The sequence below is a fragment of the Pelomonas candidula genome (assembly GCF_043555985.1).
GTDB classification, from domain to species: Bacteria; Pseudomonadota; Gammaproteobacteria; order Burkholderiales; family Burkholderiaceae_C; genus Pelomonas; species Pelomonas candidula.
This window is the reverse complement of the sequence record NZ_JBIGIC010000006.1, coordinates 1-24032: the sequence shown is the minus strand read 5'-3', so window position 1 is coordinate 24032 and position 24032 is coordinate 1. Positions and strand designations below refer to the sequence as shown.

The following is a 24032-nucleotide window of genomic DNA, read 5'->3' as shown; positions in this document are numbered from 1 at the left end:
ATTCAAGGCTATCTAGAGTCGCGACACCCTCCACACCGGAGAGGCGGCCATGGCATGCAGTCGACTGGCCGACATCACGGCCCCGCAACGAGGGCTCTCGACCCCAGACCGGAGACATCACATGCACACCTCCCACCCGACCCGCCGGCGCCTTGCAGCGGCCCTGACCTGCACGGCCGCCGCCACGCTGGCCACCTTCACGGCGCCCGCCCAGGCACTCAACCCCAACACCACGTCGGTGCAGATGTTCGAATGGGCCTGGCCCGACATCGCCACCGAGTGCACGCAGTGGCTGGGGCCCAAGGGCTTCGGTGGCGTGCAGATCTCGCCGCCCAGCGCCTCGAAGAACGCCAACGGCTGGTGGGGCGTCTATCAGCCGGTCAACTACGCGAACCTGACAAGCCGCATGGGCACGCCGGCCCAACTGCAGTCCATGATCAGCACCTGCCATGCGGCCGGTGTACGCGTCTATGCCGACATCGTCGTCAACCAGATGGCCGACGGCAGCGGCACAGCCACCGACGGCTCGACGTGGAACGCCAGCACGCTGACCTACCCCTACTTCAGCGCCAACGACTTCCACGCCAACTGCAGCATCGCCGACAGCGACTACAACTCCGCCGCCGGCCGCAGCAACGTGCAGAACTGCCGCCTCGGGGGCCTGCCCGACCTGGCCACCGAGAGCAGCTACGTGCAGGGCCAGATCGCCAACTACCTGAAGGCACTGCTGGCCCTGGGCGTGGACGGCTTCCGCATCGACGCGGCCAAGCACATGCCGGCCAGCGCGTGGACATCCATCATGGCCGCCGTGAAGGCCAGCTACCCGACCACGCTGCAGGGCGAGTCCATCTGGCTGACGCAGGAGATCATCAACGACGGCGAGGTCGACCGGCCCAGCTATCTGCCGATCGGCACGATCAACGAATTCCAGTTCACGTACGCGATGCGGGACGCCTTCCGCAACGCCAACGGCCTGAACCTCGCGAGCATCCCGACCGTCATGGGGACGTGGGGCAACTGGGGCGGCAGCTGGGGCTTCCTGCAGCCGCAGAACGCCACCGTCTTCATCACCAACTGGGACACCGAGCGCAACGGCAGCTCGCTGAACATCAACAACAACGGCGGCGCCGATGCCGCCGGCATGCGCTACACGCTGGCGCACATCTTCATGCTGGCCCAGGGTTACGGCGAGGCGCAGCTGTACTCCGGCTTCAAGTTCACCAGCACCGATGCGGACCGCCCGAGCACCAGCCCTTACAGCGGCGGTGTGCCGCAGGTCAACGTCGTGTGGGATTTCGCCCACCGCTGGACGCCGCTGGCCAACATGGTGGGCTTCCGCAATGCCGCTGCGGGCCAGGCGCAGCAGAACTGGGTCGTCGGCGACAACAGCAACCAGGTCGCCTTCAGCCGCGGCAGCGTGGGCTTCGCCGCGTTCAACAACAGCGGCAGCTCGTGGACGCGCACCTTCGCCACCGGTCTGCCCGCCGGCACCTACTGCAACGTCATCAACGGCACCAAGACCAGCGACGGCAGCGCCTGCACGGCCGACTCCGTCACCGTGGACGCCAGCGGCAACGCCAGCTTCACGGTGCCGGCCAACAACAGCGGCAGCACGCCCGCCGTGGCCATCTACGCCGGCCAGAAGGTGGCGACCAGCGGCGGCGGCACGACCTGCGCCGTGACCTTCACGATTGCCAACGCCAACACCGTCTACGGCCAGAACCTGCGCGTCGTCGGCAGCATCAGCGGCCTGGGCTCATGGGCACCGGCCTCGGGCTTCGCGCTGACCATCCAGGGCTCGGGCGCCAACGTGCCGTGGACGGGCACCATCAGCCTGCCCGCCAATACGGCTGTCCAGTACAAGTATGTGAAATGGAACGGCTCGACCGCCGTCTGGGAGAGCAACCAGTCGACCAGCAGCGGCAACCGCGAGTTCACGAGCTGCACGGGCGGCGGCACACAGGCTCGCAGCGACGGCAACTTCAAGTTCTGACGACGGCCGCCCCATGACGGCGCGATGCCGCATGGGGCCCGCTCATACAGCCGGACCATCGGGTTAGGGACGCGGACAAACGCTGCCTTGCAGCACAGATTGGTAGCGATACCATGCCAGCGCATCCCAACCACGGAAGATCCAGTGAACATCACGGCTGCCCTCAACCGACGTCACCTGCTTCTCGGAACCGCCGCACTCGCCGGCCCCTGGACGTCCACCGCCCTTGCGGCAACGCCCGCCACGATCAAGGGCAGCGTCGACACGCGCCAGCGCTTCAAGCCGATCAACCCGCACATCTACGGCGGGTTCCTGGAGCACGGTGCCAACATCATCAACCACACCATGTGGGCCGAGATGCTGCACGACCGGAAGTTCTACTACGGCGTGCTGGAGTCCGAAGAGCCCAAGCCCGATCCGGCAAACTTCCGCGCCGCGATGGCTTACATCCACAAGTGGACGGCCGTAGGCCCCATGGCCAGCGTCTCGCTCGACAAGGCCGACGCCTACGTGGGCGAACACAGCCCCGCCATCGAGCTGTCGCCCACGACGCCGCGCGGCATCACGCAAGGACATATCGCGCTGGTGAATGGCAAGGCCTACACCGGCCGCATCGTCCTCAAGGCGGGCCAGCCGACCGATGTCACCCTCACCCTCGCTGAAGCGTCCGGCCGCGAACAGACGGTGAAGCTCCAGGCCACGTCCGACTGGCGCACCCTGCCCTTCACGTTCACGGCCACCGGTGACGCCCCCGAAGCCCGCCTGAGCATCACGGCCACCGGCTCGGGCAAGCTGCTGATCGGCGCCGTGTCGCTGATGCCGGCGGACAACATCAAGGGCTTCCGTGCCGACACCATCGCGTTGATGAAGGAGATGGATTGCAAGATCCTGCGCATGCCGGGTGGCAACTTCATCTCGGGGCCCTACGACTGGAAGAACACCATCGGCGACCCCGACAAGCGCCCGCCCATCTTCGACCCGGTCTGGAAGGCGCTGCAGCCCAACGACGCCGGCCTCGACGAGCTGCTGCAGATGTGCGAGCTCATCCAGTGCGAGCCCTACTGGTGCGTCAACACCGGCTTTGGCGAGGCACGCTCGGGGGCCGAGATCGTCGAGTACGTGAACGGCGCGGCCAACACCTTCTGGGGTGCTCAGCGTGCCGCCAACGGCCGCGTGCAGCCGTACAAGGTCAAGTACTGGGACATCGGCAATGAGATGTACGGCCACTGGCAGTTCGGCCACATGGCCCGCGAGCAGTACGTCATCAAGCACAACCAGTTTGCCGACGCGATGCGCAAGGTCGACCCGTCGATCTACATCGTCGCGCCCGGCGGCTTCGTCGACGAGATGACGACCGGCCAGGGCATCTTCGTCGCTGGCCAGCCCGAGGTGAAGGTCGGCTCGGACCGCGACTGGGCCTACGGCATGTTCAAGTTTTCCAAGGGCAAGTTCGACGCTCTGGCAACGCACGCCTACCCGCCCGAGAACAAACGCTTCGACCTGCAGAGCGGCCAGCTCTTCGACGTGACGCAGACGCTCACCGAATGGGCCCGCCAGCCGGCCCAGCGCATCGCGACGATGGCCGACGCGTGGGAGGACTACAAGAAGCTCTTCCCGGAACTGAACGACGGCAAGGTCAAGGTCTTCTTCGACGAATGGGCCTTCAGTTTCCGCGACAGTTACCGGGGCACGCTGGCCATCGCGCTGGCCTTCCACGAGTTCTTCAAGCACACCGACTTCATCGAGATGGCGGGCTACACGATGGCCACCGCGTGGATGAACGTCACGCCGACGGGCTCGGCCATCAGCACCAAGGGCCGGGTCTTCCAGCTCTACAACCAGCACTTCGGCAGCATCCCCGTCGCCGTGGGCGGCAACTCGCCGCAGCCGGCACGGGCCTATCCCGCAGGCGGTGACCAGCCTCGCGTCAACACTGGCAGCGCGACCTATCCATTGGATGTGATGGCCGCGCTGACGAAGGACGAGAAGGGTCTGACGGTCGCTGTCGTGAATCCGACCGAAATGGCGCAGAGCCTCGAACTCAGCCTCGACGGCTTCGCGACCGGCGCACAGGGCAAGACCTTCACGTTGGTCGGCAAGAGCCTCGACGCTACCAACGCCGTGGGCGCCCCGCCCGAGGTTGTCATCCAGCAAGGTAGTTTCGACGCGCGCGCCAGGCGCTTCGACATTGCCCCGGCGTCGATCAGGATCTACCAGTTCCCGAAGGCGTCGTCGCTGGGGTGATCATCACCTGGTCCACGCGGTGGCTGTCCACGTCGACGACCTCGAAGCGCCAGCCTTCCCACTCCACGCAGTCCGTGCGTCGCGGGATACGGCGCAGCATCACCATCAGAAAGCCGGCCAGCGTGTCGTACTGGCCGGCATGCGGCCAGCCATCGATGCCCAGCGCCCGCTCGACATCGGGAATCGGCGTGATGCCATCGGCCAGGAAGGAGCCATCCTCGCGGCGCACGATCTGCTCTTCGTAGTGCGGCGCGACGAGGCTGCCCATCACCGTGCTCATCACGTCGTTCAGTGTGATGACCCCCACGACGAGGCTGTACTCGTTGACGACGACCGCGAAGTCTTCGTGAGCCTCGCGGAACTGCGTCAGCATCTCCGACAGCGTCAGCCGGTCCGGCACGATCAGCACCTTCTTGACCAGGCCGCCGCCGTCGTCGCGCAACGACAGCGCCTCGCCGCGCAGCACGCGCTGGAACAGGTCGGTCGCGTCCACGTAGCCGACGACCTGGTCGATGTCGCCGTCGCACACCAGGTAGGTGGAGTGCGGCGTGTCCGCGATGCGGTTGCGGATCAGCACGTCGTCTTCATCACGCGAGAAGAACACGATGCTCTCGCGCGTCGTCATGACCGTCTCCACCGTGCGCGTGTCCAGCTCGAACACGTTCTCGATGACCTGTTGCTCCTCGTCGGCGACGACGCCGGCCTGGTAGCCGGCCTCGGTCAGTGCCAGGATGTCGCGGTAGCTGATGGTCTCGTCGCGCTTGGCCGGCAGGCCCAGCAGGCGGATCAGGCCTTCGGTGATGCCGCTGAAAGCCCAAGCCAGCGGCCGCAGCAGGCGGCACAACAGCAGCATGGGCCCGACCAGCGCCATCGCGACGCGCTCGGGTTCGTTCATCGACAGCCGCTTGGGCACCAGGTCGGCCATCACGATGAACAGCGAGGTGATGCTGATGAAAGACCCGGCGAAGCCCAGCGTCGCCGCCAGCTCCGGCGCCATGACCAGCTTCAGCGCGCCCTCGAAATGCGGCGTGAACGCGCCTTCGCCGACGATGCCTGCCAGGATGGCGACCGTGTTGACGCCGATCTGCACGACGGTGAAGTAGTCCCCCGGGTGCTCCTGGACCGCCAGCACCCTGGCCGCGCGGCCATCACCCGCATCGGCGCGCTGCTGCAGATTGAGCCGGCGCGATGCCGCCAGCGACAGCTCGGCCATCGAGAAGAAGGCGCTGCCGGCAATCAGGAGGGCAATCAGCAGCAGACTGGTGGTCAAGCGCCGTTTCCGAGGTCAGGATGGGCTGGCAGTTTAGCCGTCGTGCATCGACTCGGCGCGATGCGCCTCCAGCAGCGCCGACGCGCCCGGCTCCGGCAACGGCCGCGCGTAGCCGAAGCCCTGCATCAGGTCGCAGCGCCAGTCGCGCAGGCAGGCTTCCTGATGCGAGTCCTCCACGCCTTCCGCCACCACCGTCATGCCCAGGCTGTGCGCCAGCTGGATGAGCGCCTGCACGATGGCCGCCCCCTCCTCGTCACGGCCGAGATCGCGGACGAAGCTGCGATCGATCTTGAGCCTGTCGATGGGGAAGCGCTTCAGATAGGCCAGGCTCGAATAGCCGGTGCCGAAGTCGTCGATGGCCAGGTGCAGGCCCAGCGCGCGCAGTTCCGCCATCTTGGCAATCGTGGACTCGGCGTCGTCCATCATGGCCCCCTCGGTGATCTCCAGCTCGATGCAGCACGGGTCCACGCCGCTGTCGCGCAGCGCTTCGCGCACGGTGGCCATGAACTCCGGATGCTGGAACTGCCGTGGCGAGATGTTGACGGCCATGACCGGCCGGTCCCGCCCGGCGTCGTGCCAGGTCTTGGCCTGGCGGCAGGCCTGGTGGAGCACCCAGCGGCCGATGGGCACGATCAGGCCGGACTCCTCGGCGATGGGGATGAATCGATCCGGCGGGATCAAGCCGTCGGGGTGGCGCCAGCGCAGCAAGGCCTCGAAGCCTGACAGCCGGCGCGTGTTCAGGTCGCACTGCGCCTGGTAGAACAGCTCGAACTCGCCGCGGTCCAGCGCCTGCGAGAGCTGCGTCTCCAGCGCCAGCCGCTCCCGCTCGTTCACCGACAGGTTCTCGGTGTAGATCACGGCACTGTTGCCCTGCTGGCTCTGTGCCTGGCGCATCGCCAACTGCACCGCCTTTGCGACCTCGGCGGTCTGCGCTCCGTGCAGCGGGCACTCGGCGGCCCCGATGCTCAATGTCATTGCCAGCTGTTGCCGCTGCACGATGAACACCGGCTTTACCGCCAGCAGCAACTCGTCCAGCAGGCCGCGAAGTGCGCCGGCATCGCCCAGCGGGGGCAGCATGGCGCCGAACGACAGCCCGTCCAGCCGGTACAGCCGCCCACCGGCGCGTTCGATGATGGGTTTGAGCCGCCCGGCCACCTGGCAAAGCAGCTCGTCGCCCGCCACGTGGCCCAGGCTGCCCATGATGCGACCGAAGCGATTGATGGCGATGCCGAGCCCGACGAAGGCGCAGCCTTCGAGCTCCGACGCCCGCATCTCCAGCGCGCGCCGGTTGGGCAGACCGGTCACGCGGTCATGAAGTCCGACGTAGCGCAGCTCCTCGTTATGAGCCTGCAGGGCGCGATTGGCCTTGCGCACCCGCCGATGCAGCGCGACCGTCAACAACACGACGACCAGCATGGCCGCCGCCAGTCCCAGGCCCAGCCGGCGTTCACTGCGGTGACGCTCCAGCTCGCTGGCCTGCAGTTCGTTGTCGTGCTTGAGGCTTTCCAGCGCTCGCTGGTTCTGCTCGAAGCTGGAGCGGCGCTGCAGGTCCAGCACCGTGCTGACACGGTCGTTGCGCACCAGCTCGGACTCCAGCGCCAGCGCCTTGCGCGACTGACGCAGCGCCCCCGCGGTGTCGCCCAGCTCATCCAGCAGCTCGGCGTGGCGGTTCAACTGGGCCAGCAGGCGCACCTTGGTGCTGCCCTTCTCCAACGCCGCCAGGCCCCGGTTCACGAGTTCGTTGCCGGCAACGGTGTGCCGCAACCCCAGCTGGGCCAGCCCGAGACTGATGGTCGCCAGATCCACTGCCTCTTCGCCCCCCTCCTGCCGCGACAGTTCCAGAGCCTGCTCGGCGTAGCGCCGTGCGGCCGCGTAGTTGCGCGAGCGCAGGTGCAGGTCGGCCAGCTGCTGCACCACCTCCGCCTGCGTGCCGAACCACGCCGGGCCGCCCTTGGCCGGATTGATCGCTGACGCGCCAACCGCCGGGGGCTCGATGCGCCGGGCCAGCTCCCGTGCCTGCTGATGCGCCCGATCGCGTTCCGCGCGATGCCCGGCCTCTTCCTCGACGAGTGACTCGATGATCTTGGCGGCAAGCTGGAGCGGCATGTTGCCGGCACCGGACGCCAGGCGAAACGCTTCGCGGGCATCGTCACGGGCTCCGTCCACATCGTGCAGCGCCAGGCGCAGCGGCGCGAGCGTGATCCGGGCCTGTGCGCCGCGCCGTGCATTGCCCTGCGCGAGTGCGGACCGGTCCGCCGCCTGCAGCGCGAACAGGCCCTGCTGCAGATGCCCGGTCGACAGGGCCAAATCACCCGCGGTCATGAAGACCCAGTACCGCAGGGGCTCGTCCTGTGTCTTTTCTGCCCAGGGCAGCGCTGCCGCAATCCACTCGTTGGCCGACTCCAGCCGGCCCGACAGCTGGAGCATGGTCGCGCGCAGCGCGAAAGCCGAGGCCGTCGCGGCGGCATTGCCTTCTCGCTCGCCCATGTCGATGAGCTCGGCCGTGGCCGCGTCCGCGACCGTGAACTGGTCCAGGGCGCCATGGGCATAGCCCCAGGCCGCCAGGAAGACGCGCAAGGCATCGCCCCCCTCCACCCGCGCCTGCGCCTCCAGCGGGCGCAGCCTCGCGACCACCTCCTGAGGGTCATTGCCGTGCGCCGCCTCGATCGCCTCAACCTGCCGGGCCAGCGTCGGCGCGGCAAGCCCGCTCGCGGAACAACACGCGAGCACAAGTGCCAACAGCCACCCGACTGGCCACGAACAGCCGCTGGAATGGCGAGGGGTCGGAGTGACGAGGACGGGGTGGCCGCTGCGCATCGGGCTGTTCAGGCCAGGGATGCGCTGACTTTAGGGGCGCCTGTTACAAGCGCACACCGACCAGGCTCAGGGATTCGAGCCCAAGTTCACGGACGGCCCGATCAGCTGAACAGGCGGCGAGCGGCAGGCGAGCCGGCCGCCAGGTCGCGCTGGGCCAGCGCCTCGTAGAGCTTCTTCAGTTCAACGTCGATGGCGGCGAACGCATGCAGGCCCAGCACCTGGCCACGGTCGTCGCAGACCTCGGCCTCCAGGTCGCGGGACAGTGCCCGGGCCGACTCCTGCCACGCCGCGAACGGCTCCTGCTCGGCCGGTGTCTGCGGCACGTCCAGGGCCAGCGTCAGCTCGCGCAGCGACAGCGCCTCGGGGTCCTCGGCGAGTGCGGCCTGGGCGTCGAACTGCAGCGTCAGCACCGGCGGCGCCCCCTCCTCGGGCGACGGCAGCACCAGCCGCCCCGGCAGCGCACCGGCCACGAAACCGTGGCGGGCCGCGGCCTGCTGCACGAAGCCCGGCGTCCATGCCGTGGCCTTGGCGCGCAGCAGCAGCGCGAGCTGCGCGTCGTGGCTGGCGGCAAACTGGTCCAGCTCACGGGCCCGGGCGACGACGTCCAGCATGTCCGGGAACTGCACGAAGCCCCCCACGCCGTCGGCAAAGGCCTGGATCTTCTGCACGAACTCGGAGTACTCGATCTGGTTCAACGCGCCGCTGCGGTTGGCCATCTTCAGGCCGGCCTGGAACTCGCTGTAGCGCTGGCCCGGCGCCGGCAACTCCCAGTCGCCACTCCCGGCGTTCAGGCCTTCGATCTGCAGCGGCTTGGTGCCGGCGCGGCGGCTGCCGGGCTGGTGCTGAAGCGCCAGCTCGCCGGAGACGGGCGACTCGACAGTGATCGTCGCGATCGCATCGATCAACGCGTCGATGCGGTTGGACGCGCGTCGCACCGGGCGGGCCACGGCGGGCATCGTCATGTCGAGCGGGTCCGCCGCGACAGCCGCCGCCGCCTCGGTCGCACCCGCCGGCGGTGCGTCGAAATGCGGCTCCTCCAGCGGCGGCACGGCGCGCTTGGGGCCGGCCTTGCGCGCCGTCCAGGCGCCGTGGGCGACCACGCCGGCCAGCACGACGCCGCCGGCCATTGCGAGAAGTTGGGTCAGGGTGACGCTCATTTATTTATCCATTTTGCATTCGGGCCGAGCGCCGGGCCGCTCCCAAGCCATCGCCGTCCCCTCGGGGGACCGACCAGGCTTGCCCGCGTCCAGCGCGGCAAGACTGGGCGAGGGGCTCACGTCTCCGCCATCGCGAGGGCCTTGTCCATGTCCACGGCGACGATGCGGGACACCCCCTGCTCCTGCATCGTCACGCCGATCAGTTGTTCCGCCATCTCCATCGCGATCTTGTTGTGCGAGATGAAGAGGAATTGGGTCACGCGGCTCATCTGCGCGACGAGCTTGGCGTAGCGCTCGGTGTTGGCGTCGTCCAGCGGCGCGTCCACCTCGTCCAGCAGGCAGAACGGCGCGGGGTTGAGCTGGAAGATCGCGAACACCAGTGCGATCGCCGTCAGCGCCTTCTCGCCACCCGAGAGCAGGTGGATGGTGCTGTTCTTCTTGCCCGGCGGCTGCGCCATGACCTGCACGCCGGCGTCCAGGATCTCGTCGCCCGTCATCACGAGCCTGGCCTGACCGCCACCGAACAGCTCCGGGAACATGCGGCCGAAGTGCTCGTTGACCTGATTGAAGGTCGAGCCCAGCAGGTCGCGCGTTTCCAGGTCGATCTTGTGGATCGCGTCCTCCAGCGTGCCGATGGCCGCGTTCAGGTCGGCGCACTGCGAGTCGAGGAAGGTCTTGCGCTCGCGCGCCGCGGTGAGCTCGTCCAGCGCGGCGAGGTTGACGGCGCCCAAGGCGGCGATCTCGCGGTTGATGCGGTCGATCTCGCCCTGCAGGCCGTAGAGCTTCACGCCGCCTTCCTCGATGGACTTGGCCAGTGCTTCGAGATCGACGGCCGCCGCCTCCAGCTGCTCGCGGTACTGCGCGCCGCCCAGCTGCGCAGCCTGCTCTTCCAGCTGCAGCTTGGTGATGGCCTCGCGCAGCGGGTCCAGGCTGCGCTCGAAGGTCAGCCGCTGCTCGTCGGCCTTGCGCAGGCGCAAGCTGAGGTCGTCATAGTTCGCGCGCACGGCGGCCAGCGCCTGCTCGCGCTCGACCTTCAGCGCCAGCGCGTCCTGCAGGCCGGCCTGTGCGGCGGCGTCGTTGAAGCCATCCAGCTCGGTCTGCAAGCTGGCGGCGGAGCTGGCCACGGTGGCGATCTGCGCCTGCGCAGTCTCGATGCCGCGCTGCAGCTCGCCGCGGCGCGCGGCCAGCGTCTGCGTGGCGAAGCGGGCTTCCTGCGCGCGACGCTCCAGCGTGCGCAATTGCTCACGGGCCTCCGCCAGCTTGCGCTCGGCGGCGATGGTGCCGTCTTCCAGCTCGGCGTGGCGCTGCTGCGCGTCGCCCAACTGGATGTCCAGCTCCTCGAAGCGCGCCTCGCCGACGGCACGCCGCTCCTGCAGCGACTCCTGCTGCTCGGCGATCTCGGCCAGCTCGGCGTCCAGCGCGCTGCGGCGCTGCTGGCTGGCCTCGGCCTGCTGGGTCAGGCGCAGCAGCTCGACATGGATCTGGTGCGCGCGCGTCTGCGCCTCGCTGGCCTCGCGGCGCAGCGTCGTGAGCCGTCCGTTGGCGTCGTTGAACTGGTGCTCGACGCGCGTCAGCGTCAGCCGCGCCTCGTCGGCAATCAGGTTCTGCGCGCGCTGGGCCGTCGTCAGCTGTTCGATCTCCTGCGCCCGGGCCAGCAGCCCGGCCTGCTCGGAGTCGGGCGCGTAGAACGTGACGGAGAACTGGCCAACGGCGTGGCCGGCAGGCGTCAGGATCAGCTCGCCATGCGTGAGGCGGCCGCGGGCCGCGAGCGCGTCGTCGAGGTTCGGCGCCGTGTAGACGCCTTCCAGCCAGTCGTTCAGCAGCGCGACGAGGCCGGCGTCTTCCAGCTTCAGCAGCGAGGTCAGCTTGGGCAGCGTCTCGTGCGTGTTGGCGATCGTGCCGGCCGGCGTCGAATAGAAGGCCAGGCGGGCCGGCGGTGCGTCCAGTTCGAAGGCGCGCACCGTCTCCAGCCGGCCCACGCTCAGCGCGCCCATGCGCTCGCGCAGCGCCGCCTCCAGTGCGTTCTCCCAGCCCTGGGCGATGTGCAGCTTGGTCCACAGCCCCTGCAGGCCATCGAGGCCATGCTTGGCCAGCCAGGGCTTGAGCTTGCCCTCGGTCTGCACTTTCTCCTGCAGCGCCTTCAGCGCTTCCAGGCGGGCGGTCAGCTCGGACTGCCTGGCGAGCTGCGCGTTGGCATCCTGCTGCGCGGCGCGACGTTGTTCTTCCAGCTGCGGCAGCTGTTCGGCCAGTTCCTGCAGGCGGCCGTCGGACAGCTCGCGCGCCTCGTCGGCCGCCGCGCTACGCTCGCGCAAGGCATCGAGCGCCTCTTGATCGGGTGCGCCGAGAGCGCGGGACTCCGCGGTCAGCTTGTCCTCGCGCTGGCGCAGCGCCCTCGCCTGCTCGTCAACGCTGCGGCTTTCGGCGGCCAGCACCTGGATCTGCTGCTGCACCTGCGCCACCAGTGCACGCTGTTCGTTGGCGCGAGCCTGAGCGGCCCGCAGCGCGTCCTCGCTGTTGGGCAATTGCGCTTGCTGCTCCTCGGCCTGTGCGGCCAGGATCTCGCTCTGCTCGTCAGCACCGGCGATCTGCTCGGCAATGCCTCCCAGTTCGGCCGTCGACTGCTCGACGCGCTCGCGCCACTGCTGGTCCTGCGCATGCAGTTCAGCGAGGCGCTGCTGCGCGCGGTTGCGGCTCTCGACGACAAAACGGATGCGCTCTTCGAGCCGGCTCACTTCGAGCTGCGCCTCGGCGTAGCGGCCTTGCGAAGCGTGCAGCTCGTCGCCGGCGGCGTAATGCGCCTGGCGCACTTCCTCCAGCGTCGCCTCAACGGCGCGCAGCTCGGCCGTGCGCGACTCCAGAGCGTTGAGCGCCTCGGCATGCGCCGTCTTCACGCGCGTCGCCTCGTTCCCGGCATCGCGTGCCTTCAGCCACCACAGCTGATGCAGCTTCAGCGTGCCGGCGTCCTGCAGGCTGCGATAGCTCGCCGCGACCTCGGCCTGGCGTTCAAGCTTCTCGAGGTTGGCGTTCAGCTCGCGCAGGATGTCGTCGACGCGCGTCAGGTTCTCGCGCGTGTCCTTGAGCCGGTTCTCGGTCTCGCGGCGGCGCTCCTTGTACTTGGACACGCCGGCCGCTTCTTCGAGGAACAGGCGCAGCTCTTCCGGCTTGCTCTCGATGATGCGTGAGATGGTTCCCTGGCCGATGATGGCGTAGGCGCGCGGCCCCAGCCCGGTGCCGAGGAACACGTCCTGCACGTCGCGGCGGCGCACGGGCTGGTTGTTGATGAAGTAGCTGCTCGTGCCGTCGCGCGTCAACACACGCTTGACGGCGATCTCGGAGAACTGGTTCCACGGCCCGCCGGCGCGGGCTGAACTGTTGTCGAACACCAGCTCCACGCTGGAGCGCCCCGCCGGCTTGCGGTTGCCCGAGCCGTTGAAGATGACGTCCTGCATGGACTCGCCGCGCAGCTCGCTGGCCTTGCTCTCGCCCAGCACCCAGCGCACCGCATCCATGATGTTGGACTTGCCGCAGCCGTTGGGGCCCACGACGCCGACGAGCTGCCCGGGCAACTGGAAGGTAGTGGGTTCAGCGAAGGATTTGAAGCCGGCCAGCTTGATCGAATTCAGCCGCATGAAGCTTGGACGTAAGCCCTTGATTTGGCTAAAGAAAAGCGCCTTCAACAGGCGCTTCGACGGGGCCGGATGATACCATTCACCCCCTCCCAGAAAGACCAAGAAACATGGCCACCAAGAAGTCCGCCGCCGCGCCCGCCACGAAGAAGAAGCCCAAGATGCGCGAGGTGCCCCCGAATCCGCCGAGCAAGCCCAGCAAGGACATCCTGGTCTTCCCGAACCCGAACCCGGAGCGCGACTACGTCATCCAGTTCCAGGTGCCCGAGTTCACCTGCCACTGCCCGCTGACCGGCCAGCCCGACTTCGCGCACTTCACGATCGACATGATCGCGGACGAACTCTGCGTCGAGCTCAAGAGCCTGAAGATGTACTTCTGGAGCTACCGCAACGAGGGCGCCTTCCACGAGAAGGTGACGAACAAGATCCTCGATGACATCGTCAAGGTCACCGACCCGCGCTTCATCCGCATCACGGCCAAGTGGTACGTGCGCGGCGGTATCTACACCAACGTCGTCGCCGAGCACCGCAAGGCTGGCTGGACGCCAGCGCCGCGCGTCGAGTTGCCTTCCCACGGTTTCGAGTCGGGGATGCTCGGTCAATGAATCCCCTGCTGGACCGACTGCATCCCTACCCGTTTGAGCGCCTGCGCGAGCTGACGGCAGGCATCAAGCCCAACCCGGACTTCGCACCCATCTCGCTGGGCATCGGCGAGCCGCGCCACCCGGCGCCGGCCTTCATCGCCCAGGCCATCCAGGCCGCGATGCCGCAGCTGGCCGGCTACCCCGCCACCGGCGGCACGCCGGCGCTGCGTGAGGCCATCGCCGGCTGGATCTCGCGCCGCTACGGCCTGACGTTGAACCCCGCCACCCAGGTGCTGCCCGTCAACGGCTCGCGAGAGGCGCTGTTCGCCATCGCGCAGACGGTCGTCGACGGCAGCCGCCCCGGCGCCACGGTGGTCTGCCCCAACCCGTTCTATCAAATCTACGAAGGCGCGGCGCTGCTGGCCGGTGCCGAGGTGGCTTATGCGAACTCCGACCCGGCACGCAACTTCGCCGTGGACTGGTCGCAGATCGACGACGCGACGTGGGCGAAGACGCAACTGCTCTACGTCTGCTCGCCGGGCAACCCCAGCGGCGCGGTAATGCCGCTCGCCGAATGGCAGGCACTGTTCGAGCTGAGTGACAAGCACGGCTTCGTCATCGCGTCCGACGAGTGCTACTCGGAGATCTACTTCCGCGACGAGGCGCCCCTGGGCGGCCTGGAGGCCGCGGCCAAGCTGGGCCGCAGCGACTTCCGCAACCTCATTGCGTTCACGTCGCTGTCCAAGCGCTCCAACGTGCCGGGCCTGCGCTCGGGCTTCGTGGCGGGCGATGCTGCGCTGCTAAAGAAGTTCCTGCTCTACCGCACCTACCACGGCAGCGCGATGAGCCCCATCGTGCAGGCAGCCAGCATCGCGGCCTGGGGCGATGAGGCCCACGTCGTCGAGAACCGCGCGCGCTACCGGCGCAAGTTCGCCGAGGTCACGCCGCTGCTGGCTGGCGTGCTGGACGTTGCGCTGCCTGACGCTGGTTTCTACCTGTGGGCGGCTGTTCCAGATGGTGACGATGTCGCCTTCGCCCAGGGTCTGCTCGCTCAATACAATCTCGTGGTCCTGCCAGGCAGCCTGCTGGCCCGCGCCGCCCATGGCAACAACCCCGGCGCCGGGCGCATCCGCCTCGCCCTGGTGGCCGACGAGGCCGAATGCCTCGAAGGCGCCCGCCGCATCGTCTCCTACACCCAATCTCTCCAAGCACGCTGATGAACACCGCTGAACTGCAAAGCCTGATCGACCTCGCCTGGGACAACCGCGCCTCGCTGGACCCCACCAACGCACCCGAACTGCGCCAGGCCGTCGAGCACGTCATCGCCGAGCTGGACGCCGGCCGCCTGCGCGTGGCCACCCGCGAAAGCGTGGGCCAGTGGACGGTGCACCAGTGGATCAAGAAGGCCGTGCTGCTGTCGTTCCGCCTGAACGACAACCGCCTCATGGGCGACAAGGAACTGACCTTCTTCGACAAGGTGCCCACCAAGTACGCCGGTTGGAGCGACGAGCAATTGCGCGCCAGCGGCGTGCGCGTCGTGCCGCCGGCCGTCGCCCGCCGCGGCAGCTTCCAGGCCAAGAACGTCGTGCTGATGCCGTCCTACGTGAACATCGGCGCCTACGTCGATGAAGGTGCCATGGTCGACACCTGGGCCACAGTCGGCTCCTGCGCGCAGATCGGCAAGAACGTGCACCTTTCCGGCGGCGTCGGCATTGGCGGCGTGCTGGAGCCGCTGCAGGCCAACCCGACCATCATCGAAGACAACTGCTTCATCGGCGCCCGCTCCGAGGTCGTCGAAGGCGTCATCGTCGAAGAGAACTCGGTCATCTCCATGGGCGTCTACATCGGCCAGAGCACGCCGATCTACGACCGTGCGACCGATACCGTCAGCTACGGCCGCATCCCGGCCGGCTCCGTCGTCATTTCGGGCTCGCTGCCCAAGGATGGCGGCCGCTACTCGCTGTACGCGGCCATCATCGTGAAGCGTGTCGACGCGCAGACGCGCTCGAAGACCAGCATCAACGAACTGCTGCGCGCGTAAACCTTGCCTACGTCCTGCCACGCCATGCGGGCCGAGCGCCGGGCCGCTCCCAAGCCGGCCCGCATCCCCTCGGGGGATTGGCAGGCGTACCCGACTGACGAGGGGCTGTAATGTCTGCTGGAAACATGGAGCGCATCCTGCGGCTGATGGCCGACAAGGGTGCTTCGGACTGCTACCTGTCGGCCAACATGCCGGTGCTGATCCGCATCAACGGGCAGACCGTGCAGCTGTCGGACCAGCTCCTGACGCCGCCGCAGCCGCGCCAGTTGATTGCCGAGGTCATCGACCCCGGCAGCCTCGCCGAGCTCGACAGCACCGGCGAGCTGAACCTGGCTGTTGGCGTGTCCGGTGTCGGTAGTTTCCGGTTGTCGGGCTTCCGCCAGCGCGGGTCGATCGCCGGCGTGTTCCGCCACATCCCGCACGACATCCCGACGCTGGAAAGCCTGATGCTGCCGCCGGTGCTGGGATCGATGATCAAGGAAAAGCGCGGCCTCATCCTGATGGTGGGTGCCACCGGCACCGGCAAGAGCACGACGCTGGCCAGCATGCTGGAGATGCGCAACCAGACGATGACCGGGCACATCCTCACCATCGAGGACCCGATCGAGTACCTGTTCAGCAACAAGCGCTCGGTGGTGAACCAGCGCGAGATCGGCCGCGACACGGCGTCGCTGCAGATCGCGCTGAAAAACGCGCTGCGCCAGGCCCCGGACTGCATCCTCATCGGCGAAATCCGCGACCGCGAGACGATGACGGCAGCCATCAGCTATGCACTGTCGGGTCACCTCGTGCTGGCCACGCTGCACGGCAACAACACCTACCACGCGCTGAACCGCATCCTGTCGTTCTACACGCCGGAGTCCCGCCCGGCGCTGCTGAACGACCTGGCCGCGGGCCTCAAGGCTGTCGTGTCGCAGCGCCTCGTGCGCGCGACCGCCGGTGGCCGTGTGCCGGTCGTCGAGATCCTGCTGAACTCCAAGCTGGTGGCTGAGCTCATCGAGCAGGGCGACTTCACCGGCGTGAAGGAAGCGATGGAGAAGTCCATCGCCGAGGGCTCGCAGACCTACGAAGAGCATTTCGCCAAGCTCATCACCGACGGCACCATCACCCGCGAGGAAGGCCTGGCCTTCGCCGACTCGCCGACCAACCTGCTCTGGCGCCTGCAGAATGAGGCGCCCGGCTCGCGCCTCGCCCAGGCGCCGCGCAAGGAAGAGAAGGCCGGCGACGAAGCCAGCTTCACCGAAATCACCCTGGACGTCCGCGGCACTTGAAGCTGATTGACTGCATCGACACCCAAGCCGCCCGCCTCGCCCAGGCGGGCTTGTTTTTTGGCCACGGCACGACGAACGCGTTCGACGAGGCCATGTGGCTGGCGCTTTGGCGCCTCGGCATCCCGCTGGACGAGCTGGAAGAGCACGAAGAGGACGAGCTGACCGAGGCCGAGATGGCCTCCGTCGTCAAGCTCATCGACGAGCGCATCGCCACCCGCAAGCCCGCCGCCTACCTGACCGGCGAGGCCTGGCTGCAGGGCGTGCCGTTCACGATCGACGAGCGCGCCATCGTGCCGCGCAGCTTCATCGCTGAGCTGATCGCCGACGCCAGCATCGACCCCTGGTTGAACCCGAGCAGCCGCCGCGTGCTGGACCTGTGCACCGGCAACGGCAGCCTGGCCGTGCTGGCCGCGATGGCGTGGCCTGAGGTGGAAGTCGACGCACTGGACCTCAGCACCGACGCGCTCGAAGTCGCCAAGCTCAACGTGGCCCGCCATGGCCTGGGCGCGCGCATCCGGCTGCTGCAGGGCGACGGCCTCAAGGGTGCACAAGGCCCCTACGACCTCATCCTCTGCAACCCGCCCTACGTGAACAGCCAGAGCATGGCATCCCTGCCCGCCGAGTACCTGGCCGAGCCCGAACTCGCGCTGGCCGGTGGCACGGATGGCATGGACTTCATCCGCGACCTGCTGCGCGCCGCGCCCGCCGCGCTGGCCGAGGACGGCGTGCTGGTGCTGGAGATCGGCAACGAGCGCGAGCACTTCGAGGCCGCCTTCCCGCAGCTCGAAGTCGTCTGGATGGAAACCTCATCGGGCGCCGACCAGGTGCTGCTGGTGACGAAAGAGAATTTGCTTTGATCACGATTCGCGACATCACGCTGCGCCGCGGCGTCAAGGTGGTGCTGGACGGTGCGTCCGCCACGCTGCAGCCCGGCGAGAAGATCGGCCTCGTCGGCCGCAACGGCGCCGGCAAGTCCAGCCTGTTCGCGCTGCTGACCGGCCGTCTGGGCAACGACAAGGGCGAGGTCGAGGTGCCGCGCCACTGGCGCCGCTCCGAGGTCGCCCAGAACATGCCCGAGACCGAAGACGGCGCGACCGACTTCGTGCTGCAGGGCGACCTGACGCTGGTGGCCGCGCGCGTGGCGCTGGACGAGGCCGAGAAGGCCAACGACGGCCACGCGATGGCCGAGGCCCACGCCGCGCTGGCCGACGCCGGCGCCTTCGACGCCCGCTCGCGCGCCCAGGCGCTGCTGATGGGCCTGGGCTTCCGGACCGAGCAGCTCGACGCGCCCGTCAACAGCTTCTCTGGCGGCTGGCGCATGCGTCTGCAGCTGGCCCGTGCGCTGATGTGCCCGGCCGAACTGATGCTGCTGGACGAGCCGACCAACCACTTGGACCTGGACGCCCTGGTCTGGCTGGAAGCCTGGCTGCAGCGCTACGACGGCACGCTGATCATCATCAGCCACGACCGCGAATTCCTCGACGCGATCACCAAGGTCACGCTGCATCTGGACGAAGGCAAGCTGGTGCGCTACGGCGGCAACTACACCAGCTTCGAGACGCAGCGCGCCGAGCGCATGGTGTTGCAGCAGGCGGCTTTCGCGCGCCAGCAGGAGAAGGTCGCCCACCTGCAGAAATTCATCGATCGCTTCAAGGCCAAGGCCAGCAAGGCCAAGCAGGCGCAGAGCCGCGTGAAAGCGCTGGAGCGCATGGAGAAGCTGGCGCCGGTGCTGGCGTCGGCCGACTTCAACTTCGAGTTCCGCGAGCCGCTGAACCTGCCCAACCCGATGCTGATGTTCGACGAGCTCAGCGCCGGCTACCGCACTGACGAGGGCGACAAGATCATCGTCCGCGGTGTGGACCGCTCCGTGCTGGCGGGCCAGCGCATCGGCATCCTTGGCGCCAACGGCCAGGGCAAGTCCACGCTGGTCAAGACCATCGCCCGCGCGCAGGCGCCGATGGGCGGCAAGCTGACCGAGGGCAAGGGGCTGTCCATCGGCTACTTCGCCCAGCAGGAGCTGGACGTGCTGCGCCTGGACGAAGGCCCGCTCGAACACATGGTTCGGCTCGCCCGCGAAGTCGGCCCGCAAGGCCGCGAGCAGGAGTTGCGCGACTTCCTCGGCCAGTTCCGCTTCACCGGCGACATGGTCAACCAGCAGGTCGGCAGCCTCTCTGGCGGCGAGAAGGCGCGGCTGGTGCTGGCCATGCTCGTCTGGCAGCGCCCCAACCTGCTGCTGCTGGACGAGCCCACCAACCACCTGGACCTGAACACCCGCGAGGCGCTGTCCCTGGCGCTGAACGAGTTCGAAGGCACCGTCATGCTGGTGTCCCACGATCGCGCGCTACTTCGAGAGGTATGCGACGAGTTCTGGCTGGTAGCCGACGGCAAGGTCAAGCCCTTCGATGGCGACCTGGACGACTACCAGCGCTGGCTGCTGGACCAGAGCAAGGAAGCGGCCCGCGCGGCCAAGAAACAACCCGCGGCAGCGCCCGCCCCCGCGCCGGTTGCAGCCGTTGTCGCCGCACCGGCGCCCGCATCGCGCGATGACCGAAAGGCCTCCGGCCAGGCCCGCGCCAAGCTGGCCGAGCAAACGCGGCCGTTGCGCAAGGAGATGGAAGCCATCGACAAGCGCCTGCACGCACTGGCCCAGGAACGCACCGAGATCGAGGCCCAGCTTGCCGAGGGCGCCGCTGCGTCGGCCATCGCGGAGATGGGCAAGCGGCTGAAGGCGATTGCCGACCAGCTCGAAGCCGACGAGATGCGCTGGCTGGAGCTGGGCGAGCAGATCGAGGCGATGAGCGCCTGAGGCGAGCAAAGAAAGGCGCCCTGCAGGGCGCTTTTTTTCGTCGGAATACCGGTGTTGGGCTTCACGCGGACACGCACGCCAGCTTCGACGCCATTGAGCTGGCGGCGACGACGCGCCAGTAAACCGCAGGTTGCGTCTTGCCCGCGTTTGAACCAGCAGGCAACATCGGCGGGATTCAGGCCGGTCGCGGCCGAATAGGTGGCGGTAGGCGTCGAACCGGTTCGACGCCACTGCTGAAGACGCCCAAGTCAAAAAGCTTGGGACCTCGGTTGTCGGGCATTCACGCCTGGCGACGCATTCCTACCAACCAAAGAGAGATCACATGCGTACCTCAGCAAAATTTGCCTCGCTCCTGGTGCTCTTCACGTCGTTTGCGTTTGCGCAGCAGTCGACGTTCGATGGGAAGTGGAGCGGCCCGGCGACGAGCCCCAGCGCTGGCGACATCCAGGTCGACCTGACGATCGCGAAGAGCGGCGGCACCATGCGCTACGAGCAGAAGGTCAACTACACCACCATCGATCAGTGTGCGAACCGGGACATTCCGGTTTCCGTGGTGTCCCAGACGGCGTCCGAGATGGTCATCGCGATCCAGGGTGCGAAGGTCCTGAAGGGGTGCTTTGACGAGACCGCGACGCTCAAGTTCGTCGACGGCAAGACACTGCAATCCACGCTCAAGGACGGTCGGACCATGAAGCTCAGCCGCAAGTAGGCCGCGCATCTTGACGCGTGGCAGCCGAGCGCTCGCTGGCACCCCGGCGGGCGGCCTCGGCACCTAACCCCGTTTTTCACGCATGCTGCATGCTTGACGGGCGAGGCGCCGACGCCCATCGGTCGGCATGCTCCGGCATCGGTCCCTCAGATGAGCATCAGCGCCGCCAGCGCCAGCATTGCCGGGACGGCCTGCACGAACAGGATCTTGCGCGACACGGTCGCGGCGCCGAACACACCGGCGACGATGACACAGCCGAGGAAGAACGCCAGCCACGGCTTGCCCGCGCCCGCGGCGCCCTGCATCAGCCCCCAGGCCAGGCCGGCGGCCAGGAAGCCGTTGTAAAGGCCTTGGTTGGCAGCCAGCGTCTTGCTCTGCTCGGCGAAGTCGGCCTTCAGCCCGAAGGCCTTGCGGCCCAGCGGCTTGGTCCAGAAGAACATCTCCAGCACCAGGAAGTACAGGTGCAGCAGCGCCACCAGCGCTGCCAGCACGTTCGCGACCATCAGCATTGCCTCTCTCCTCGTTGATCTCTACCGATTGGGGGTGGCGCATCGTCGCAGATCAACCTAGCGTGAGCTGTCTCCCAAAAGACCATTTCATTTGCGTGCAATTAAATTGCAAACTATATTTATGGCCATGCCACGCAGCAAGCCTTCATCCACCGCCAGCGACAGTCGCGAGCAATGGCTGCAACTGGATCGCCAGCTCTGTTTTGCGCTCTACAGCAGCTCGCTGGCCATGACGAAGATCTACAAGCCGCTGCTGGCTCCGCTGGGCCTGACCTACCCGCAATACCTCGTCATGCTGGTGCTGTGGGAGGTCGAGGGCCTGAGCGTCAGCCAGTTGGGGCAGCGCCTGTCGCTGGATTCCGGCACGTTGACGCCACTGCTCAAACGCCTGGAATCCCTAGGCCATGTCGAACGTCGCCGCGCCCGCGACGACGAGCGTCGTGTCGACCTCTTCCTCACCTCTCGGGGCCGCAAGCTGCGCCAGCTGGCCCTGGATATCCCCGGCCAACTCGCCTGCGCGAGCGCCTGCGAGCTGGACGAGGTCATCGCGCTGACGCAGCGGCTCACGCAGCTGCGTCAGCAACTCAACCGGGCCGCCGACGCGGCCGCGTGAATCCTTCCCCCCCACTGGAGCCCACCATGGCCATCGAGAAAGCCCTCTACACCGCCACCGCCACCGCCACCGGCGGCCGCGCCGGCACCGCCAAGTCGTCCGACGGCGTGCTGGACCTCGTGCTGACGACGCCCAAGGAACTGGGCGGCAACGGCGCCACCGGCACCAACCCCGAGCAGCTGTTTGCCGCCGGCTACTCCGCCTGCTTCATCGGCGCGCTGAAGGCCGTTGCCGGTCGCCAGAAGATCAGCCTGCCCGCCGAGGTATCCATCACCTCTGACGTCGGCATCGGCCCTCACGCCAACAAGCCGGGCGCCTTCGGCATCTCGGTCGACATGAAGATCTCCGTGCCCGGCCTGGAGCGCAGCGTCGTCGAGCAACTGGTGGCCACGGCCCACGAGGTCTGCCCCTACTCCAACGCCACCCGCGGCAACGTGGACGTGACCCTGACCATCGTCTGAGCGACGCCGCTCAACATGCCAACAGCACCAGGATCAACTCGATCCTGGCCTTGACGGGGCTCAACGCCCCAGCAGCCGGCAACAGGCCGGGCAGGTCCATCACCGGCCCGGCATCGCAGCGCGTGCTGCGGACGACACGCACGCCTTGCGCCTCGGCATCGCGCAACGCCGCGTCCAGCGGCGCGGCCAGCGTGCCGTTGCCCGTGCCCGCTGCGACGAGGCCGTCAATGCCCTCCCTCACCAGCGCCTGCACCACTCGGCCATCCGCGCCGGCGTGGTTGATCACGATGTCCACGCGCGGCCAGTTCTCGGCCGACCTCTCGACGCGAGCCAACCCCACGGCCTCGCCCGCCGGCCAGCACCCGAGCAGGCGCACGGCGCCCTCCTCGACGCGAGCTACCAGCGCCCCGTCCACCGACTCGAACGCATCGACGCGATAGCTGTGCGTCTTGCGCACCTGAACCGCGTCGTGCACGCGGCCCGCGAAGGCGACGACGACACCCGACGCCCCCGGCGTCGCGGCGACCTGCACCGCATCGAACAGGTTCTGCGGTCCGTCCGGCGCCAGCGCCGTCGCAGGCCGCATCGCCGCCGTCAGCACGACGGGTTTGGCCGGCGCCAGCACGCGGTGCAGGAAATAGGCCGTCTCCTCCAGCGTGTCCGTGCCGTGAGTGACGACAATGCCCCCCACCTCCGGCCGCGCCAGTTGCGCCTGCACAGCCTGCGCCAGCCGTTGCCAGGTAGCAAAATCCATGTCCTTGCTGTCCAGTTGAGCGACCTGATGCGCCTCCAGCCGCCGCGCCTGCAGCGCCGGCACGGCCGCCAGCAAATCCTCGACGCGCAGTTGCGCGGCCGTATAGCCCACGCCATCGCTGGCCGTTTTGGCCGTGCCGGCAATCGTGCCGCCGGTCCCCAGAATGACAATCAAAGGTTCAGGGATTTGCAATTTCTCGGTTTCCTGGGCAAAAATACAGGTACTGGACAAATTGCCAGTCACAACAAAAGGCCGCCTGTGCAAGACCGACCCAAGCTTACCGCCCGCCAGCAGCAGATCTTCGATCTGGTCCGCAACGCGATCGAGAGCACCGGTGCCCCCCCCACCCGCGCAGAGATCGCCGCCGAGCTGGGCTTCAAATCCGCCAACGCCGCCGAAGAACACCTACAGGCGCTGGCGCGCAAAGGCATGCTGGAACTCGTCGGCGGCACGTCGCGTGGCATCCGCCTCAAGTCCGACACGCTGAGTGCCGTCAACCGGGCCCGTCAGTTCAGCCTGCCCATCCCCGCCCTCGCCCAGCTCACGCTGCCGCTGATCGGCCGCGTCGCTGCCGGCGCGCCCATCCTCGCGCAGGAACACGTCGAGCAGACCTATACCGTCGAACCCGGCCTGTTCGCCAGGAAGCCCGACTACCTGCTCAAGGTCAAGGGTATGAGCATGAAGGACATCGGCATCCTCGATGGCGACCTGCTCGCCGTCCAGTCGACCAAGGACGCACGCAACGGCCAGATCGTCGTCGCCCGCGTCGGCGAGGAAGTCACCGTGAAGCGCTTCAAGCGCGGCCCCGACGGCATCCAGTTGCTGCCCGAGAACCCTGATTTCGAGCCTATCGTCGTCAACGAGAACAGCGAGAACTTCAGCATCGAAGGCCTGGCAGTCGGCCTGATCCGCGGCCAGGGATTCAACTGACCATCAGGTTCACGGACAGGGGTTCAATTCTCCCCGGCTCGCCCAAAATGAAAAAAGGCCCGTGTCACCTACACGGGCCTTTCTCTTTGGATGGTGGGCCGGGGGGAATTGAACACTGGCTTGTTGACGCCGACTGAAATTTGACCCACCCGTGAGGGCCCTGCCGACCCAAATTTGACCCAGGTGTTCAACCTACCCTGCCCGAGATATCCACAGCTGGGCGGGGGTGTGAGGAGTGATCACCATG

18 protein-coding genes are annotated in these 24032 nt (G+C 67.7%); 12 read left to right on the top strand and 6 right to left on the bottom strand.

All coding sequences use genetic code 11. The features are described 5' to 3' along the window. Positions 1–121: 121 nt before the first annotated feature. Positions 122–1993 carry a carbohydrate-binding module family 20 domain-containing protein gene (locus tag ACG04R_RS13330; protein WP_394410982.1) on the top strand — a complete coding sequence of 624 codons (1872 nt, stop codon included), beginning with the start codon at positions 122–124 and terminating at the stop codon, positions 1991–1993. Between the two features lie 144 nt (positions 1994–2137). Then, positions 2138–4237 carry a hypothetical protein gene (locus ACG04R_RS13325; RefSeq protein WP_394410979.1) on the top strand — a complete coding sequence of 700 codons (2100 nt, stop codon included), beginning with the start codon at positions 2138–2140 and terminating at the stop codon, positions 4235–4237. On the opposite strand, the gene paeA is transcribed toward ACG04R_RS13325, so the two are convergent. The 4 genes from paeA to smc form a co-directional block, all read right to left on the bottom strand. Then, positions 4197–5507 carry a polyamine export protein PaeA gene (paeA, locus tag ACG04R_RS13320; protein WP_394410975.1) on the bottom strand — a complete coding sequence of 437 codons (1311 nt, stop codon included), beginning with the start codon at positions 5505–5507 and terminating at the stop codon, positions 4197–4199. The genes ACG04R_RS13325 and paeA overlap by 41 nt on opposite strands. Positions 5508–5540: 33 nt before the next feature. After that, positions 5541–8141, bottom strand: coding sequence for an EAL domain-containing protein (locus tag ACG04R_RS13315; protein ID WP_394410972.1), 2601 nt, complete (start codon positions 8139–8141; stop codon positions 5541–5543). Between the two features lie 284 nt (positions 8142–8425). After that, positions 8426–9481, bottom strand: coding sequence for a cell division protein FtsZ (locus ACG04R_RS13310; protein ID WP_394410969.1), 1056 nt, complete (start codon positions 9479–9481; stop codon positions 8426–8428). A gap of 116 nt (positions 9482–9597) precedes the next feature. After that, positions 9598–13110 (bottom strand): chromosome segregation protein SMC, encoded by a 3513-nt coding sequence (gene smc, locus ACG04R_RS13305; RefSeq protein ID WP_394410966.1) that lies wholly within the window; start codon positions 13108–13110, stop codon positions 9598–9600. Positions 13111–13268: 158 nt separating this feature from the next. Between smc and queF the strand changes: the two genes are divergently transcribed. The 7 genes from queF to ACG04R_RS13270 all read left to right on the top strand — a co-directional run bounded on the left by queF (position 13269) and on the right by ACG04R_RS13270 (position 20518). Then, positions 13269–13712 carry a preQ(1) synthase gene (gene queF, locus ACG04R_RS13300; RefSeq protein ID WP_394411848.1) on the top strand — a complete coding sequence of 148 codons (444 nt, stop codon included), beginning with the start codon at positions 13269–13271 and terminating at the stop codon, positions 13710–13712. Beyond that, positions 13709–14908, top strand: a complete 1200-nt coding sequence (gene dapC / locus ACG04R_RS13295) for a succinyldiaminopimelate transaminase (RefSeq protein WP_394410963.1) — start codon at positions 13709–13711, stop codon at positions 14906–14908. The genes queF and dapC overlap by 4 nt, the downstream gene beginning before the upstream one ends. Beyond that, positions 14908–15732 carry a 2,3,4,5-tetrahydropyridine-2,6-dicarboxylate N-succinyltransferase gene (gene dapD / locus ACG04R_RS13290; protein ID WP_394410960.1) on the top strand — a complete coding sequence of 275 codons (825 nt, stop codon included), beginning with the start codon at positions 14908–14910 and terminating at the stop codon, positions 15730–15732. Before dapC ends, dapD begins: the two co-directional genes overlap by 1 nt. 125 nt (positions 15733–15857) lie before the next feature. Beyond that, positions 15858–17003: a PilT/PilU family type 4a pilus ATPase gene (locus ACG04R_RS13285; RefSeq protein WP_394410957.1), complete on the top strand. Its 1146-nt coding sequence runs from the start codon at positions 15858–15860 to the stop codon at positions 17001–17003. Then, positions 17000–17860, top strand: a complete 861-nt coding sequence (gene prmB / locus ACG04R_RS13280; protein WP_394410954.1) for a 50S ribosomal protein L3 N(5)-glutamine methyltransferase — start codon at positions 17000–17002, stop codon at positions 17858–17860. The genes ACG04R_RS13285 and prmB overlap by 4 nt, the downstream gene beginning before the upstream one ends. Continuing rightward, on the top strand, positions 17857–19809 hold the full coding sequence (locus ACG04R_RS13275; RefSeq protein ID WP_394410951.1) for an ATP-binding cassette domain-containing protein: 1953 nt from the start codon (positions 17857–17859) through the stop codon (positions 19807–19809). Before prmB ends, ACG04R_RS13275 begins: the two co-directional genes overlap by 4 nt. A gap of 322 nt (positions 19810–20131) precedes the next feature. After that, the gene (locus ACG04R_RS13270) at positions 20132–20518 is read left to right on the top strand and encodes a hypothetical protein (RefSeq protein WP_394410948.1); all 387 of its coding nucleotides are present in this window, start codon (positions 20132–20134) and stop codon (positions 20516–20518) included. Positions 20519–20664: 146 nt separating this feature from the next. Here the strand turns inward: ACG04R_RS13270 and ACG04R_RS13265 are convergent, their stop codons facing one another. Beyond that, positions 20665–21027 (bottom strand): DUF1304 domain-containing protein, encoded by a 363-nt coding sequence (locus ACG04R_RS13265; protein WP_394410945.1) that lies wholly within the window; start codon positions 21025–21027, stop codon positions 20665–20667. A 127-nt stretch (positions 21028–21154) separates the two neighbouring features. On the opposite strand from ACG04R_RS13265, the gene ACG04R_RS13260 reads away from it, so the two are divergent. Together ACG04R_RS13260 and ACG04R_RS13255 are read left to right on the top strand one after the other, a co-directional pair. Further along, positions 21155–21640, top strand: coding sequence for a MarR family winged helix-turn-helix transcriptional regulator (locus ACG04R_RS13260; protein ID WP_394410942.1), 486 nt, complete (start codon positions 21155–21157; stop codon positions 21638–21640). A gap of 26 nt (positions 21641–21666) precedes the next feature. Then, a complete protein-coding gene (locus tag ACG04R_RS13255; RefSeq protein WP_394410939.1) occupies positions 21667–22101 on the top strand; it encodes an organic hydroperoxide resistance protein in 435 nt (144 codons plus the stop codon). 10 nt (positions 22102–22111) lie between these two features. Here the strand turns inward: ACG04R_RS13255 and ACG04R_RS13250 are convergent, their stop codons facing one another. Next, complete coding sequence (locus ACG04R_RS13250) at positions 22112–23086, bottom strand: asparaginase (protein ID WP_394410936.1); 975 nt, start codon at positions 23084–23086, stop codon at positions 22112–22114. A gap of 27 nt (positions 23087–23113) precedes the next feature. On the opposite strand from ACG04R_RS13250, the gene lexA reads away from it, so the two are divergent. Then, the gene (lexA, locus tag ACG04R_RS13245) at positions 23114–23785 is read left to right on the top strand and encodes a transcriptional repressor LexA (protein ID WP_394410933.1); all 672 of its coding nucleotides are present in this window, start codon (positions 23114–23116) and stop codon (positions 23783–23785) included. The last annotated feature ends 247 nt before the right edge of the window (positions 23786–24032 follow it).

What these genes read in the sequence shown, in the direction of transcription:
- ACG04R_RS13330 (WP_394410982.1), top strand. Translation starts at nt 122, where the DNA reads ATGCACACCTCCCACCCGACCCGCCGGCGCCTTGCAGCGGCCCTGACC.
- ACG04R_RS13310 (WP_394410969.1), bottom strand. Translation starts at nt 9,481, where the DNA reads ATGAGCGTCACCCTGACCCAACTTCTCGCAATGGCCGGCGGCGTCGTG.
- smc (WP_394410966.1), bottom strand. Translation starts at nt 13,110, where the DNA reads ATGCGGCTGAATTCGATCAAGCTGGCCGGCTTCAAATCCTTCGCTGAA.
- queF (WP_394411848.1), top strand. Translation starts at nt 13,269, where the DNA reads ATGCGCGAGGTGCCCCCGAATCCGCCGAGCAAGCCCAGCAAGGACATC.
- dapC (WP_394410963.1), top strand. Translation starts at nt 13,709, where the DNA reads ATGAATCCCCTGCTGGACCGACTGCATCCCTACCCGTTTGAGCGCCTG.
- dapD (WP_394410960.1), top strand. Translation starts at nt 14,908, where the DNA reads ATGAACACCGCTGAACTGCAAAGCCTGATCGACCTCGCCTGGGACAAC.
- ACG04R_RS13285 (WP_394410957.1), top strand. Translation starts at nt 15,858, where the DNA reads ATGGAGCGCATCCTGCGGCTGATGGCCGACAAGGGTGCTTCGGACTGC.
- ACG04R_RS13270 (WP_394410948.1), top strand. Translation starts at nt 20,132, where the DNA reads ATGCGTACCTCAGCAAAATTTGCCTCGCTCCTGGTGCTCTTCACGTCG.
- ACG04R_RS13265 (WP_394410945.1), bottom strand. Translation starts at nt 21,027, where the DNA reads ATGCTGATGGTCGCGAACGTGCTGGCAGCGCTGGTGGCGCTGCTGCAC.
- ACG04R_RS13260 (WP_394410942.1), top strand. Translation starts at nt 21,155, where the DNA reads ATGCCACGCAGCAAGCCTTCATCCACCGCCAGCGACAGTCGCGAGCAA.
- ACG04R_RS13255 (WP_394410939.1), top strand. Translation starts at nt 21,667, where the DNA reads ATGGCCATCGAGAAAGCCCTCTACACCGCCACCGCCACCGCCACCGGC.